The organism is uncultured Thomasclavelia sp., assembly GCF_944324745.1.
Classification (GTDB): Bacteria; Bacillota_I; Bacilli_A; order Erysipelotrichales; family Coprobacillaceae; genus Thomasclavelia.
Genome location: NZ_CALUXO010000018.1, coordinates 75,966 through 92,938, shown reverse-complemented (window position 1 = coordinate 92,938; position 16,973 = coordinate 75,966). Strand labels below are relative to the sequence as shown.

Here is a 16,973-nt window from a genome sequence, read left to right as displayed (position 1 = left end):
ATCATTCATACAAATTGGCATCGCTAAATTATATTTTTTAGCTAGTGCAAAGTCATTAGGGTCATGGGCTGGAGTACATTTCATTACCGCCGTTCCAAATGACATATCAATATAGCTATCAGCCATGATTGGAAGCTCTTCACCATTAGCTGGGTTGATTACTTTTTTACCAACTAAATGGGTATAACGCTTATCATCTGGATGGACAAAGATAGCCTGATCGGCAAACATAGTTTCAGGACGAGTTGTAGCAATGACCAACTGTTCATCACTATCAACGATTTGATATTTGAAATAATACATATGACCTTCAATTTCTTTATGGATTACTTCAATATTACTTAAGGCTGTTCTTTGTACTGGATCCCAATTGATGATTCTTTCACCTTGATAAATCAAACCTTCATTATATAAAGTAACAAATACTTCTTTGACCGCTTCACTTAATCCCTCATCTAAAGTAAAACGTTCTTTGGAATAGTCTAAAGATAAACCTAATTTTTCCCATTGACTACGAATGATTGAAGCATATTCTTCTTTCCAAGACCAGGCTTTTTCTAAGAAACCTTCGCGTCCTAGATCATAACGAGAAATACCATCTTCACGCATTCTAGCTTCAACCTTAGCTTGAGTAGCTATTCCAGCATGGTCCATTCCTGGAAGCCATAAAGCATCATAGCCTTGCATTCTTTTATAACGAATGATCATATCCTGTAATGTTGTATCCCAAGCATGCCCTAAATGTAATTTTCCAGTTACATTAGGTGGTGGAATAACAATCGAATACGGTTTTTTACTAGTATCTCCAGCTTCAAAATATTTTTTTTCTAGCCAATGCTGATATTTACCAGCTTCTACTTTTTTGTGATCGTATTTTGGCTCTAATTGTTTACTCATCATTATCCCCCTCTATATCAATAAAATCATTTTTATTATTTCGAATAAACTTCGCTGCTTTTTCTAATAATCCTGATGTTCTCAGTGATGAAGCAATCGCATTAGTAAAATCAGAGAAGTTATATGTTCCATAATCACTATCATCATCTAAATCAATATCTTCATCATTTTCAACTGCTTTGGCCAAATCATCTGCTGCTGAAATTAATTCTGCCAATTCAGGACAATTAACTGTTTCAAAAGCTTCTTTTGCATAAGGACGATATAAACAATACGGCTGTTTAATAAAGAAATTATGTATTGAACCCCGTCCTCCTTCTAATGACATTTCAACTTGATAAATCGTATAGATCAATAACTCACTATGAGTTAAAACATCTACCAAAGTTCCTTGAATCTCATCACCTTCATACAGTTTATCTTCTTTAGCCAAAATATGAAATAATACCGCATGGGTTAACTCTTCATCAGGTGTCTCATCAAATAATTCACTAGTAAAATGTTGATATTTAACTCGATTTTCTTCATATTGTTGTTTTTGCTGCTTTTGGATATTACGATATTTTTTCAACTTTTTGCTGTAAGATAAAAAGAGAAATAAACATCCTAAGATAAATAAAATCCAAATAATTGAATACTCCATAATTTCCTCCTTAAAATAAAAAAAGCATCGTCATAAGGACGAATGCTCGTGGTACCACCTTACTTTACATACTAATCATATGCCTCTAAACTTTAACGCAGTCATACGTGTCTACCTACTTAAGTTCAATAAACCAGCTCCTAGGCTACCTTCAATCACTCATCATATCTCTTTTCCAGCACTTAAGAGACTCTCTTTAATGACTCCTGATTTACTCCTCCTAATCATTGCTTTAAAGACATTCTAACAAAATCAAAGCCGCTAGTCAATCGAAAGCTTTCTATTTAACGAAGAAATTGATTCTAGATAATACAACAGCCGTGACATTAAAATAATATTATTAACTTCATCATTACCTAATTTGACGATTGGAATTACCTGCAACAAACATTGAAGCAATAATCTTTCTTCTTTTTGAAGTTTAATCTTACAAAAATACGTATCTAAAATAACTTCAAAATCAAAAATCAGTTCCGGAATTTTTTGATACATATAATAAATATCATAAATACATAAATTGATTTTAATTTCATCAATAGAAATCAAACAATTTTCTTTCATTAAAATATGATCATAATTAAAATTATTATAAGTTAAACAAAGTCTAATTGTATCAAGATTACAAACATAGTTTTGATATGCTTCTAATAGTTCTTGGGCTTTATTCAAACATTCTTCAATTCGATAATAGTTTAAAACAAACATCCAGCCCGCAGGTGAACGATAACTCAATATTTCAAAATGGTTCATCAGTTCATTATAATAAACTTTTCTTTCTTTAATGATCTCATTAATTTCATTTATCTGTTCTTTAAAATAGGTTTTAGGAACACTATAATTAAAGAAAGTACTGGAATGTAAATACGATAAACATTCATAATAAAACTTCAATTTCAATTCCTTTATAATAACATTATCATCTTTTAACCAGGGACATAGATAAAACTTTTTATCCTGATAACTAGTTAAGATCTGCTTGTGGCAATTACGAAGAATCGGAACAAAACATTTTAAATGCAAACTTTCAATATGATCAATAACGATCGTTAAATTAGTATTGGAAACAAATTTTAAACTAAAAAAGCCTTCTTGACATTTAACTTTATAAACTTTACTAGTTACCCTAATATATCCGATAACATTTAAAGAATAGGCTTCTTTAATTATCTCGTTCATGGAACATATGGGATAATTAACACATTACCAGCTTCTAATTCTTTATTTTGATTATAATTTCTGATAATTTCTTCATCAATATTATACCGGGTGGCAACATCACTGTAACTATCAGTATCCTTAACAATGTATAAGTAATAAGTTCCCACACTATCTTCAACATCTTGAAAGATTGGTCGTGATTTACTAGGATAAACTTTTTCTTGTAACTGTTCATTTATTTCCTGTTCAACAGCTTTTTCATTACTGGTAATTAAACTATCATCATTTTCAACAGTAGTAGCAGGAGCTAACTTTTCTACAACTGGTCCATTCAATACTTCTTGATCATTCGATGATTCTAAAAGATCTTCATTATTAACTTCTATCACATCATCACGCATTAAATCTTCAATTTCTTCAAGAGGATCTTTATCATCAACTAATAATTCAGACTCTTCTTTTTCATCTTTAACATAACGATCTTCACCATCGACTACCCCATGTATCCCAACTTCAATCTTGATCTTAACATCACCATTTTTGATCGTATAATCAAAATCTTCAACTTTGATATTAAAATCCCGTTGATCAACAATCTTATCAAAAGTTGCCAAAATATCTAAATCGATATTTTCATCAAACTTCTGATTATCGTTATACTCCCCTTTAACGATCAAACTACCAATCGCCCGAACTCCAACACTTTCAATCTTATAATTAATTGATTCATCAACCGATAAAGAAACCAATTCTTTTAACTGATGATCTAAATCAATCCACTTTTCAAAAAATATCTTTTGCATATATACCTCCCATAATTATATATGCAAATAATGATTAAATATGATTTTCTTACACATAATAAAAAAGGTCAAACGACCTTTAATTCTTAACTAAAATCAATATCGCATAACTCATAAATAAATTGCCAGGCTTCATCGATTCCTTTTTTATTCAAGCTGGAAAAACGAACAAATTTATCCTCTGGGTGTAATCCTAATGTATCTTTGATAATCTTTTCATTCTTTTTTAAATCATTACGTTTTAATTTATCTTCTTTAGTAGCCACGACCATTACTGGAACTTCATGATGTTTAACAAATTCATACATCATAACATCATCTTTAGTTGGTTTATGACGATAATCAACTAACAAAATAAATCCTTTTAACGTATTTCGCTGACTAATATATTCATCCATCGTCTTACCAAATTGTTTTGTCATATTATCGTTTACTTTAGCATAACCATATCCCGGAACATCGACAAAATACAAAGCATCATTAACATTATAAAAATTTAATGTTCTAGTTTTTCCTGGGGTACTCGATACTTTCGCTAAACCTTTACGACCTAGCATCGTATTAATAAAACTGCTTTTACCAACATTACTCCGTCCCGCCAAACACATTTCAGGATAACTTTCTTCCGGCCACTGACTTTTCCAGGCTGCTGACAAGATATATTGCGCTTTCTTTATTTTTGCCATCTTAACCTCCAATATTAAATAATCTATGTTTATTTATATCATACCTTTTTTTAATCAAAAAAAGAAGTAATGTCATCAAAATTGATCACAATTACTTCTTAAATAACACAAACTCTGTTATGAAATAGTACGTAAGTGGTTAAAAAAATTATTTAACTAAAGCATGATCTAATACTGTATCGATATGATCTGCTAAGATAATTTCAAGATCATCTTGAACTGACTTTGGAATTTCATCAATATCTTTAGCATTATCTTTAGGAATAATAATCGTTTTAATACCAGAACGATGAGCTGAGATTGATTTTTCTTTCAAACCACCGATTGGTAAAACATTACCACGTAAAGTGATTTCACCAGTCATCGCTACATCATTACGAACTGGCTGATCTTTAAAGGCTGAGTAAATTGCTGTCGTAAGCGTTACCCCAGCACTTGGACCATCCTTTTTAACTGCTCCTTCAGGAACGTGAATATGAATATCTTCTTTATCAAAAGCAATCTTTTCAAGTCCATATTTTTCTTTATTAGCTTTCATATAATCTAAAGCAATAGAAGCAGATTCTTTCATGACATCACCAAGTTGACCAGTAATAATAAATTTACCAGTACCAGCGAAATGATTCACTTCAATAGGTAAAATATCGCCACCAAATTGAGTGTAAGCTAAACCAGTTACGACTCCAACCTGGCTATGATCTAATTTCTTAGTATGTTCAAATGGTGCTTTACCAAGTAAATCTTCCAAAGAAGCTACAGTTACATTCAAAGTTTCTTTTTTGTCTTTTAAAACTGTCAAAACAGCTTTACGACAAATTTTAGCAATTAATCTTTCTAAATCACGAACCCCAGCTTCACGAGTATAGTGACGAATGATATACATTAATGCATCATCTTCAAATGTTAGTTGACTATCATTTAATCCATGAGCTGCCAATTGTTTTTTGATCAAATGATTTTTCGCAATCATTTGTTTTTCTTGTTCAGTATATGAAGATAACTCGATAATTTCCAAACGATCACGAAGTGGCGCTGGAATGTTACCTAAATCATTAGCAGTTGCAATGAATAATACTTTTGATAAGTCATATGGTTCTTCTAGATAGTTATCAGAGAAGAAACTATTTTGTTCCGGATCCAATACTTCAAGCATAGCACTAGTAGGATCACCTTTATAATCACTTGACATTTTATCAATTTCATCAAGTAAGAATACTGGATTTACTACTCCAGCTTTTTTCATTCCTTGAATGATTCTTCCAGGCATAGATCCTAAATAAGTACGACGATGTCCCCGTACTTCAGCTTCATCACGAACCCCACCTAATGAGGCTTTGATAAATTTACGATCTAATGCTCGAGCAATACTTTTAGCAATTGAAGTTTTACCAACACCTGGTGGACCAGCTAAACAGATGATTGGAGCTTTTAAAGATTTTGTCATTTGTTTTACAGCTAGATATTCCACGATTCTTTCTTTAACTTTTTCAAGTCCATAGTGATCTTCGTTTAAGACTTTTTCAATTTGAGCAATATCTTCAACGTCTTTAGTTTCTTGATACCATGGTGTTTTCATCATCCAGTCAATGTAAGTTCTAACCACATTAGCTTCAGAAGAAGCAGCCGGCATCGTTTCAAAACGTCTTAATTCTTCTTCAATTTTATCTTTAACATGTTGTGGATATGGATGGCTGTTTAATTCTTCACGAATAGCTTCAGCATCATCTTCTTTAGGAACACTGTCACCTAATTCTTCTTTAATTGCTCTTAATTTTTCACGTAAGTAGTATTCACGTTGATTTTCATCAATGTTTTCACGTACTTTACGATTGATGGTTTCTTCAATTTCACCAATAACTTTTTCAGATTCAATTGAACTTACTACTTGTAATAATCTTTCATTAATGTTGTAAGTTTCTAGAATTTTTTGTTTTTGTTTTAAATCAATTGGTAAATATTGCGCAATAGTATCCGCTAAAACACTGGCAGATACACCATTAGTTAATCGATTAATTGAATCTAATGGCATATTTGGCATATTACGTTTAGCTTGTTCAAAATATGAAGTTGTTTTTCTAACTAAGGCAACCTCTTCGTTATGATCACCAAATTCATCTTCAATGATCTTAACAGTTGAATAAAGACTACCTTGATGTAATTCAAAATTTGTTAATTCAACTCTCTTAGCACCTAGAACTGTTAATTTAATTGTTCCAGAGCTATCACGTCTTACTTTACGTTCAATTTTACAAAGAGTACCTACATGGTACACATCATCAAAAGAAGGATTATCCTCTAAAGGATTTATTTGTGAAACAAAAATGATATTGTTATCATGCTCATTAGTACTTAATTGAAGTGCTTTTAAGCTTACAGGGCGTCCAACATCTAAGGTAAGATGGTTTTCTGGGAAAACGACCATACCTCGAGTACAAACTACCGGTAATGTTAATACAGTTTGTTCGTCCATCTTCTATTCCTCCTATTTTCTTATTTTACTAAAAAGACGCGTGTTATGAGCGTCTTTTTATTTCTTTAAATTTTCTTTTACTAAATCCATTGCTTTACGAGTTAAAATATCATGTTCGACATGGCTCATATTTCCTTCGAAAATCTTTTTAACATCGTCTAATTCTCTTTGATACATATCAGCAATTCTTTGTAATTCAGCTTCACGTTCTTCATCGTTAACTTCTAAATTTTCAGCTTCGATAATTGCATCAATGATTAAATTTAATTTAACTCTTTCTTCTGCTTGTGGTCTAATATCTTCACGAACATCATCTTTAGATTTTCCAGTGAATTGTTCATATACTTCGAAGTTTAAACCTTGTCTTTGTAAATTTTGTTCAATTTCTTGAAGCATCATATCTTGTTCTTGTTTTACTAATGCATCACTATCTTCAACTTTTGATGATGCAATTAAAGCTTTGTAAATATCATCATTGAATTTATTTTCACTTTCAGTTTCTTTACGAGCTTTGATTTGAGATTTGATATGTGCTTTTAATTCTTCTAAAGTTTCAACACCATCAATATTAACATCTTTTGCTAATTCATCATCAATTTCAGGTAAATGTCTTTCTTTAATTTCATGAACAGTTACTTTGAAAGTAGCTTCTTTACCAGCTAAATCAGCTGCACCATAATCTTCAGGGAAAGTTACTTTAATTTCTTGTTCATTGTCAGTTGTCATTCCAATTAATTGATCTTCAAATCCTGGAATGAAAGAACCACTTCCGATTTCTAATGGATAGTTTTCACCTTTACCACCTTCAAATGGTTCTCCATCGATGAATCCTTCATAATCAATTACAGCAGTGTCACCTTTAGCAACTTTTCCACCTTCTTTAATGCTTAATTCAGCAAATTGACTTTGGTAGTTAGCTAATTGTTCTTCAATTTCTTTTTTAGTTACGGCAACACGACCTTTTTTAACTTCTAATCCTTTATATTCACCTAATTCAACTTCAGGTTTAACTGGTACGTTAATTACTACTTCTAATTCATCAGCATTAATTTTATTTACTGATAAAGTTGGTTGTGCAACTGGTTCAACATTGGCATCAGTTAAAATTTGCACAAATTTTTCTTGTAAGATAGCATCAGAAGCTTCTTCTAAAATACTAGCTTTTGATACTCTTGATTTAACCAAAGCTACAGGAGCTTTTCCTGGTCTAAATCCATCAATTTTTACTCTTTTTGCTAATTTATTAAGTGCTTTATCTTGAGCAGCTTTCCACTCATCGTTTTCAAACGCTACTGTTAATTCAACAATTGCATTTTCTAATTTTTTATTACTGATTTTCATACTATTCTCCTTTTTTAGTTTCATCACGTATTATATACTAACAACTTCATTAATTCAACTTATTTGAACAATTAATCATGCAATTTTTCTTCTAATACTCAATTTCTCTTATTTCATTAAGCTTTTCTAAAACCTCAGCTTCATCACAATTATATAAAAATTCGATATCTTCCATTTCAATATCAATATACTGCATTGAAGCCAGGTGATAGTGAATTGCTCCTGCAATTGCCCGATAATCATACTCATCGATATATTTAGGATAGACTAAATATAAATAATAACTTAAAAACTGTTCACACAATGCAAACAGTGATGGATTATCATCTTCGATTCCCTCAGAGAGCAATTTTAAGATTGATTCACCAACTTCCTGATTTAACACCAATGGCGCATAACTAGGATTCAACTCATAATTCACACCATTTTTAACTAATTGTAATTCTTCATCAATTTCTTGATCAATCATTAATTCAACTAGTAAACTTTTAGCAAAACCTGGCTTATTTTCATCTTTTAAGAAATTACGAATAACTGGAACTAAACGACGGATATTCATTCCTTCCATCTGTTCAATTGCCATATAAAGCAAGTCTTCATTAACTTGATCTTTCGACAAGATATTTTCCATATCTTCCAAAGTAAACGCACGATTAACCCGTTCCATTCCTTCGTTAGCTTCTCGTTTAGCAAGTAACAATTCATCATAGGCAGCATTGAACATCATTTCATATTCAAAAGGAATATATGGCATTGAAAGTTCTTCAACCATAATATTAATTGCTTCTTCAAATTCTTCTAATTCTTTTAATGTTGCCACATAAATACTAACAACATCATAATAAGTATTAGTCGCTTTTGCTTTAGCTAAAATTCCTTCATTTTTAGCCTGATGATATTGTCCTAAACCATAAAGACAAACTAATCGCTGATAACGAGTTGTTTCATCATCCATATCATTTAACAATTCCAAAGCATCTTGAAACTGATTATTGGCAATATATTCTTCAATCATTTTAACTCCCTATTCCTCTTCATCTGACAAATCTAACTGATATTCAATCTCTTGACTATCTTCATCTTCTTGTTCTTGTAGATTTTTAATCACTTCGTTGTAAAGTTCTAATTTACTGTCTTTTAAAAAATCATCATCTGTTAAAGGCATGTACATCACTCCCTTTTTATTCCTCTATTATAACAATACTTTCTTATTTTGCAATTGTAATAATTCAAATAATTGTTGATAATAGTCGCTAAAAACACTATTTTTCCGCCAGATAAAATTTATCTCATGACGAATCTGTAAATCATTGATTTTAATTTGTTTTAAAATTCCCTGATTGATTTCGTTGGTAACTGCCATTTGATAGATAAAAGTAATTCCCTGTAAGTTAGCTACTAACTGTTTAATAGTATTAATATTACCGATTTCAATGACTTTATCAAAATCTGTCAAATCCAGATTTCGTTCCTTCAACCAGCGAGCAATAATCTCACGAGAACCAGAACCTCGTTCGCGAATAATTAAATTAAATTTAAAAAGACTACTGATATCAACCAGATTATCAATTTTTAAATCATTTGCGCCAACACAAATATAATCCTCGTAACAAAAAGTTCGATAATCATATTCATTTTTATTAAAATATCCCTCAACGATGGCAAAATCCAACTTGCCTTCATTGATTCCTTGTAATAATTCACTGGTATTGGCAACTTTCATCTTAATAGCTAAATTACAGTTTTCCTGCAATAAAGAATTAATAATTCGAGGCATAATATACTCCCCAACCGATAAGGTTGCGCCAAAAATCAATTCCTGCTTTTGAGATTGATTTTTTAATTTTTTCTTTAAAAAAATATCATCATGTTTTAATGTTGTTGCTACTTCTAATAAAATTTTGCCTTCTTTAGTTAATTGCATCTTTTTACCCGAATAAACAAACAACTTAACCTGATAATATTCTTCCAAATATTTAATATGACCAGAAACGGCTGGCTGGGTTATGTTTAGATATTGACTAGCTTTTGTAAAGTTCATAAATTTACATACAGCTAAAAAAGTATCAATACGAAAATCAAGCATTCCAATCACCCACAATAACTATAACATATTTTTATCATTAAATAAAGATATATAATTTTATTTTATTGAATTATTTTTGTATAATAGCCTCGATAAAGGGGGATTAATATCATGTCACAAATCAAAAATAATGCTTTAGGTGTCATTTTGTGCTTAGTTATTGCTTTGCCAGCCTATTTACTTGGTAAACAATTTCCATTAATTGGTGGCCCAGTATTTGCCATCTTATTAGGAATGATCATTACATTTATCATCAAAGATAAAAGTAAGGTACAAAGTGGAATTACTTATACATCTAAAAAAATCTTACAATATGCGGTTATTTTATTAGGATTTGGAATGAATTTATCAGATATCGTTAAAACTGGTAGTTCATCATTACCAATCATCTTATCAACGATTACTACTTCTTTAGTTGTTTCATATGTTTTATGTAAACTATTAAAGATTCCATCAAAAATCGCTACTTTAATTGGTGTTGGTTCATCTATTTGTGGTGGTTCCGCTATCGCTGCAACAGCACCAGTAATTGAAGCTGACGATGAAGAAATTGCTCAAGCTATTTCAGTTATCTTTTTATTTAATATCATCGCAGCTTTAATTTTCCCAACCTTAGGAGGAATTCTTGGTTTATCAAATGAAGGATTTGGGATCTTCGCTGGTAGTGCTGTTAATGATACTTCATCAGTAACTGCAACTGCTACAGCCTGGGATGGTATCCATGGCAGCAATACATTAGATCAGGCAACTATTGTTAAATTAACTAGGACATTGGCTATTATTCCAATTACTTTAGTATTGGCCATCAAAAGAACCCGTGAAGCTGGAAAAGATAAAAGCACCTTTAATTTAAAGAAAATTTTCCCATTCTTTATTTTATTCTTTGTCTTAGCTTCTGTTATCACTACGGTCTTTAATTTACCAGGAACAATTACTGCTCCATTAAAAGAATTAAGTAAATTCTTTATTGTCATGGCCATGGCTGCGATTGGTTTAAATACTAATATTGTTAAATTAATTAAAAGTGGTGGTAAACCAATTTTCTTAGGATTCTGCTGCTGGATTGCCATAACTGTTGTTTGTCTTTCAATGCAGGCATTACTAGGAATCTTCTAACGGTACTTCAATGAAGTATCGTTTTTTATTAAAAAATGGTACCGAAGCACCATTTTCAAGTCAATTTATTAACCAACTAAATTATTATGATCTCGAACAATCTTTCCGTCTTCAATCGTAATGATACGATCAGCTTTAGAAGCAATTAAATCATCATGAGTAACCAAAATAATTGTTTGATGATATTTCTGTTTAGAAAAGCGTAATTGCTCAACAACTTCTTTCGAGCTTTTAGCATCCAAATTTCCTGTTGGTTCATCAGCTAAAATAATGGCTGGTTTACTAGCCAGAGCTCTAGCAATAGCCACTTTTTGCTGCTGTCCTCCAGATAATTCACTGATATTAGCGAACTTTTTACTTTCCAAACCTAGATAACCTAAAATTTCTTCAATATACCGTTCATCATGGTTACCACCATCTAAATGAATGGGCAAAACAATATTTTCAATAACATTAAGCGAAGGCAATAAATTATAAAATTGGAAGATAAATCCCATTCGTCTTCTTCTAAATCTAGTTAATTTATCATCGTTCATCGTATATAATGACTGTCCTTCTAAAAGAACTTCACCTTTACTTGGCTTACTTAAACCACCTAAAATATGCAACAACGTACTCTTTCCCGAACCACTACGACCAACAATCGCGACAAAAGTTCCTTGTTCTATTTGTAGATCAACTTCTTTAACGGCCTCAACTTTATTTTCATCATAACCAAATGTCTTACTGATCCCTTTGGCTTCTAAAATAATGCTCATGATCTTCCCTCCAAACTAATCTCTAATTTTAATTAATTTAATTGTATCCTGACTAACTATTCTTTTAATCGAAACAACATAGATACTAATTATTACAGCCACCATCATCAAATATAGCAAAAACGTCATACCATATGAATAATCTCTGTAATATCCTAGATAAATACGATAAGAGATTGGTATCAACGAAATCAACAAACTTCCAAAACAAATAATCAATCCCTGGCATCCATACATCTGATACAGTTGTCCTTTAGTCATTCCTAACGACTTTAAAATTCCTACTGTTCTTTTATTGTTGATGAGTCGATAATTAATGACATATGCTAAAATAAAAACCGAAAAACCAATACTTAATACTGCTTCTGATAAATCCCGATAACATGAATCTTTTAGATCCTGATTTTGAATTGATAATTCTTGATTTAAAACATTAACTTTAAAAACCTTTTCATAATTCAAATAATCTAATTTAGCTAATAATGACGTTGGATTATCAGTTTTTAACAGCAATTCGTTATAACGAGTATCTTGATAATCATAATCATCATTGATAATTTGATATTTACGTTTAAATTCTTCATCATTGACAATTAAGCTAAAATCATAATAATCAGAAATCAACATATCATCAGGTAATTCATTTATTATCCCAACAATCAAATAATCTTTTCGATTATCGTAATTATTAAAGGTTATTTCATCGCTTACAACTTGATAATTTTCATAGACAGTCAATATCTTTCCAATTTTAAAAGTATCATCACCATCGCCACGATATGGAACACCCATCGCCATCACTTGTTTTAAATAAGGGGCATATACAACAATTTCATTTTCATTTTCTGGCATTCGACCTTGAAGATATGGATTTAAGTATTCCCGAGAATTATTATCTTCAAAACAATAATAGTTAACTAAATTATCACTAATTATTTGTCCTTGATATTCCTCATAGTTATTATTAAAAAGTGAATCGGTATTATTTTCCCATGAAAAACCTTCAAAATAACTCTCACATTTTTGAAAGTAGTAAATCTTATTAGTATATGCTGTAAGTTTGGCAACCGTTTCTTTTGATAAGCCGTCTTTAAGATTTGAAGTTACTCTAATCATTGTTAGATCATCTTCCATCAAAGCTTTATTATTAAGATACTGCTGATATTGAAAAACTACTCGATCGATGCTAATAAACGCCAATGACAAAATAACAATCAAAATCAAATGAAGTCGGATACTGTTAGCTAATTCTCTTCTAGCTAATGCCAACACATTTTGATGTCTTAATCGATAATGATGGTTGTCGATAATCTTAAATTTTTCTTCATCAAAAGTACCTAATAATGCTTTTTTGGATGTCTGGCGACTTGGCAAATAGCTGCTAAAAAACAATATTCCAAAACCCAAACAAATCATCGAGATTATTAATCCCCAATCAATTTTCATCACTGCCCCACCAATTAATATTTTTTTAATTACCAATAACATCAGTTCACTAATTAATAGCGATAATCCAATACTGACGATTAAACCAATTAAACAAATTATCAAAGTTTGATAAGATAGCATCAAGGATAGTTGTTTCTTCGTTTGACCGACTGCCCGCAACAGAGCAAACTCATGACTTTTACGATTCATTGATGATAGCGTTACTCCAGCCATAATCGTAACTCCAATCAAAATAACAGCTAGAATAATCTTAAAATAATTAATATTAGTAGTTACTGTAATAGTGGCAGATATTTGATAACCGTTATTATAAATAATATTTGACCAGAGCAAGCCAGTTTTTTGTTCAAATAATTGATTAAACTCTCCAATATTTTTAGCATTAGCTAACTGATCATCGTAAACAAAACAGCTAATATTATTACTACTTAAATCAAATGGTAAAATAATATCACCGATACTAATAGTATCTTGGTAGTTTTCAGGTGAATGACTTTGACCATCGAAATTGATAATTTCATTATTTTTAATTACACCTGATAATTTACCAGTAACCGTTTGGTGATTTTGATTATTGTCAAGATAATCAATAGTAACTATCTCCTGTAAATTTCCCTGATATCCTAATTGATGCAACAATTCTTCACTAAGAGCAATTTCACCTGTTTGTGGCAGTTTACCACTTAAATTACGGCTTAAATTTACTAATTGCTCCACATTATTTTCTAAGCCCGTCACCAGATAATTATTACCATCATAATCAGCTAACCCTAATTGTGACATCAAGGCCACTTCATCGTTATGTGCTTGAAGATATTTAGCTTTTTGACTGTCAATATTGGCATCATAATGAATCCACTTGCCATTTTCAACAATCATTTTAAGATTCAAAGCATTAAAATATGTCGGTAAACATAGTGATAAGCTTAAAAGCAAAGTATAAATAATAGTCGATAAAATAATCATGGTGGTACTATCGCGTCGATACCGTTTTAAATTACAAATTGCTAAATCTAAGTTAACACTCATGATATCACCTTCCCTGTTATTATGATATCTAATCACTCTTACTAATTAGTGACATAAAAATAATATTAATAAACTAATCTCTAATTTTAATTAATTTAATAATATCCTGCCTTAAATGCTCACGAAGCGGTCTACAATAAATTACAGCAATAACTATCAATAATATTACATCAAATCCCAGAATAACAAATAAAGAATCAAACTGATAACTGCCCTGATTCCAATAATAGACAAATGACCACATTGCTAAAAACAAATCCCCTGTTTCAAGCATTAATACCTGTATTAAATACATCCAATAGATTTGTTTTTTGGTGGTTCCTAATGATTTTAAAATCCCAATTTTTTGACATTGATTACTGATTCGATACTTAGCTAAATAAGTAAATAAAATCAAAGCTAATCCTAATGATAAGATTGCATAAATAATAGCTAATAGTAAATCATTTTTTAAGTTCTGCGCTTGATTTTGATAATAATTGCTAAAAGCATCAGTTTCTAGGTGATCTATATTAAATTGTCTAACTGTAGCTAGTAGTATCTGTTTGTCAGCAGTTTTAACAAAGACCTGATTAAAAGCATTTTCCTGATAATTTATCGTTGGATCAACTTGTAATGTTTTACGTCTAAATTCATCTTCGTTAATGATCAGACAAAAATTTACTGAATTATCAAAATAAATAATATTTTCATCTGGTAACTGTTTAATTATTCCTACAATTTGATATTCTTTTTTAGTTTGTTTATTGTTAGTAATATTACCATTGTCATCAGGTGACTGATGATCGTTTGTGGATACCGTTAATAGCTTTCCAATTTCAAATGTATTATCGGTTTTGGCTGAAAATAAACGGTTGTTAGAATTTAACATCACAGCTGGGACATAAACAGTTATCTCGTTTTCGTTTTCTGGTAATCGTCCCGTTAAATATGGTTTGATTGAATCTTTAATCTTATCATCAAAATCAAAACTATAATAGTCTACTCCTAAGCCTTGTTTAAGATTTTCACTAAACAATGACTGTTGCCAATTATCCCAGGAATAATTTTCATCCATTGTCTGTAATCGTTTATAATAATTTATTTGATTGGTATATTGTTTTAGCTGATTAATTTGATTGATTGATAAACCAAGACCACTAAAACTTTTGAATCTGATTTGATTGTTTTCTAAGTTTTGATTTAATGCTTGCTGATTATCTTGATAATTTAAGGATGTTGTTATGAAACTATTTATGGTTGAAAACATGATCGTTAAAATAATGATCAAAATCATATTTAGCTTAAGATTAGTAAAGACTTCTCTTTTAGCTAAAGCAAAAATAGTTTGCCTTGATAACTTATAATGATGAAAGGCAAAACGATTAAATTTTTCTTCATCAAACGTTCCCACCAGAGCCTTTTTAGAAGCATGGAAAGTCGGTAGATAAATACCAGCGATAATAATAAATATCCCTACTAAAATCATACTTATTATTAATTGATAATCTAACCTTACACTAACTGGATAAATCAGCCTATTAATAATAGAATAACCTCCAACACTAATAATTACTGCCATGATACCACCTAAAAGAAGACCAATTAGGCAAATAAACATTGCCTGATCAAAAAGCATCAAATATAATTGTCTTTTAGTTTGGCCAACAGCCCGCTGCAAAGCAAAATCATGCGTTTTCTTCTCCAGTGAAGACATTACCACTCCGATCATTAAAGCAATTCCAATAACAACAATCAAACCAATTGCCCCTAAAAAATCAATACTTTGACTAATTGCCAGACTGGTCGTTGCCTGATAGGCATTATTATAAATAATCTCGTCACAATCAAAATTAATGGCTGGACTATTATGAATCTGGGCAAAATTACTTTCTTGAATCAACTTATCTAGTTGTTGAGTATAGACAAAACAATTTAATATTTCACTTGGAATAGCTATTGGGATTATGATATCACCAATGGTTATTTGATTATAAACTTGGCTTAAAGCAAAATTTAAATAAGTTCCCTGATATAAAATATTATTATTGATAATACCTGATAATCTGGCTTCTATTTTTTGAATATTTTGTTTATTATCTTGATATTCAATCGTAATCATATCACCAATACTACCGGTATAATTTAAACTATCCAAAACAACTTGACTTAGCACTATTTCACCATCTTGAGGCATCTTTCCATCAATAAGCTTGGTCATATTAACTAGAGCATTTAAATCGCCGGTAACTCCAGTAACTAGATAATCTTGATTATAGCTAGCTTTCCCTAGTTCACTAAGAGCAACAACTTCATCATTATTATCAATAATATTTTGATAATCACTCAGACTGACTGCTTCTCCATAAAAAATCCATTTACCATTATCAACAAATCTTTTTTGTGCTTGAGCTTGATAATATGGTGGTAAAATTAAAGCGATAGTCAATAACAGTGTAAAAATAATAGTCGCTAAAATAATTAGTGAACGAGTATCTTGTTTGTTTCTTTTCAAATTATTTATTGCTAGTTTCCGATTAATATTCATATTTTCCCCT

General features: G+C 30.7%; 14 protein-coding genes and 1 other annotated feature. Of the genes, 1 reads left to right on the top strand and 13 read right to left on the bottom strand.

What is annotated here, in order from left to right:
• The 10 genes from Q0K54_RS01995 to Q0K54_RS01950 all read right to left on the bottom strand — a co-directional run.
• Window positions 1-897: class I tRNA ligase family protein (locus Q0K54_RS01995; RefSeq protein ID WP_294578169.1), on the bottom strand; the 897-nt coding region annotated here is incomplete at its 3' end.
• Complete coding sequence (locus Q0K54_RS01990) at window positions 890-1,540, bottom strand: hypothetical protein (RefSeq protein WP_294578168.1); 651 nt, start codon at window positions 1,538-1,540, stop codon at window positions 890-892. The genes Q0K54_RS01995 and Q0K54_RS01990, both read right to left, overlap by 8 nt.
• Before the next feature lie 31 nt (window positions 1,541-1,571).
• Window positions 1,572-1,777 (bottom strand) — a binding site (T-box leader).
• 24 nt (window positions 1,778-1,801) lie between these two features.
• A complete protein-coding gene (locus Q0K54_RS01985) occupies window positions 1,802-2,716 on the bottom strand; it encodes a hypothetical protein (RefSeq protein WP_294578167.1) in 915 nt (304 codons plus the stop codon).
• Entirely contained in the window at window positions 2,713-3,501 is a 789-nt protein-coding gene (locus tag Q0K54_RS01980) for a LysM peptidoglycan-binding domain-containing protein (protein ID WP_294578166.1), read from the bottom strand. The genes Q0K54_RS01985 and Q0K54_RS01980 overlap by 4 nt, the downstream gene beginning before the upstream one ends.
• 86 nt (window positions 3,502-3,587) lie before the next feature.
• On the bottom strand, window positions 3,588-4,187 hold the full coding sequence (gene yihA / locus Q0K54_RS01975) for a ribosome biogenesis GTP-binding protein YihA/YsxC (protein ID WP_294578165.1): 600 nt from the start codon (window positions 4,185-4,187) through the stop codon (window positions 3,588-3,590).
• A 148-nt stretch (window positions 4,188-4,335) separates the two neighbouring features.
• A complete protein-coding gene (gene lon, locus Q0K54_RS01970; protein ID WP_294578164.1) occupies window positions 4,336-6,657 on the bottom strand; it encodes an endopeptidase La in 2,322 nt (773 codons plus the stop codon).
• 57 nt (window positions 6,658-6,714) lie between these two features.
• Window positions 6,715-7,998 carry a trigger factor gene (gene tig / locus Q0K54_RS01965; protein WP_294578163.1) on the bottom strand — a complete coding sequence of 428 codons (1,284 nt, stop codon included), beginning with the start codon at window positions 7,996-7,998 and terminating at the stop codon, window positions 6,715-6,717.
• Between the two features lie 91 nt (window positions 7,999-8,089).
• Window positions 8,090-9,013: a hypothetical protein gene (locus tag Q0K54_RS01960; protein WP_294578162.1), complete on the bottom strand. Its 924-nt coding sequence runs from the start codon at window positions 9,011-9,013 to the stop codon at window positions 8,090-8,092.
• A gap of 9 nt (window positions 9,014-9,022) precedes the next feature.
• Window positions 9,023-9,163 carry a hypothetical protein gene (locus Q0K54_RS01955; RefSeq protein ID WP_294578161.1) on the bottom strand — a complete coding sequence of 47 codons (141 nt, stop codon included), beginning with the start codon at window positions 9,161-9,163 and terminating at the stop codon, window positions 9,023-9,025.
• 27 nt (window positions 9,164-9,190) lie between these two features.
• Window positions 9,191-10,084 (bottom strand): LysR family transcriptional regulator, encoded by an 894-nt coding sequence (locus tag Q0K54_RS01950; protein WP_294578160.1) that lies wholly within the window; start codon window positions 10,082-10,084, stop codon window positions 9,191-9,193.
• 111 nt (window positions 10,085-10,195) lie between these two features.
• Between Q0K54_RS01950 and Q0K54_RS01945 the strand changes: the two genes are divergently transcribed.
• Window positions 10,196-11,200, top strand: coding sequence for a YeiH family protein (locus tag Q0K54_RS01945; RefSeq protein ID WP_294578159.1), 1,005 nt, complete (start codon window positions 10,196-10,198; stop codon window positions 11,198-11,200).
• A gap of 68 nt (window positions 11,201-11,268) precedes the next feature.
• On the opposite strand, the gene Q0K54_RS01940 is transcribed toward Q0K54_RS01945, so the two are convergent.
• The 3 genes from Q0K54_RS01940 to Q0K54_RS01930 all read right to left on the bottom strand — a co-directional run bounded on the left by Q0K54_RS01940 (window position 11,269) and on the right by Q0K54_RS01930 (window position 16,963).
• Entirely contained in the window at window positions 11,269-11,958 is a 690-nt protein-coding gene (locus Q0K54_RS01940) for an ABC transporter ATP-binding protein (RefSeq protein WP_294578158.1), read from the bottom strand.
• A gap of 15 nt (window positions 11,959-11,973) precedes the next feature.
• Window positions 11,974-14,436 carry an ABC transporter permease gene (locus Q0K54_RS01935; protein ID WP_294578157.1) on the bottom strand — a complete coding sequence of 821 codons (2,463 nt, stop codon included), beginning with the start codon at window positions 14,434-14,436 and terminating at the stop codon, window positions 11,974-11,976.
• Window positions 14,437-14,509: 73 nt separating this feature from the next.
• Window positions 14,510-16,963, bottom strand: a complete 2,454-nt coding sequence (locus Q0K54_RS01930; RefSeq protein WP_294578156.1) for an ABC transporter permease — start codon at window positions 16,961-16,963, stop codon at window positions 14,510-14,512.
• Between the last annotated feature and the right edge of the window lie 10 nt (window positions 16,964-16,973).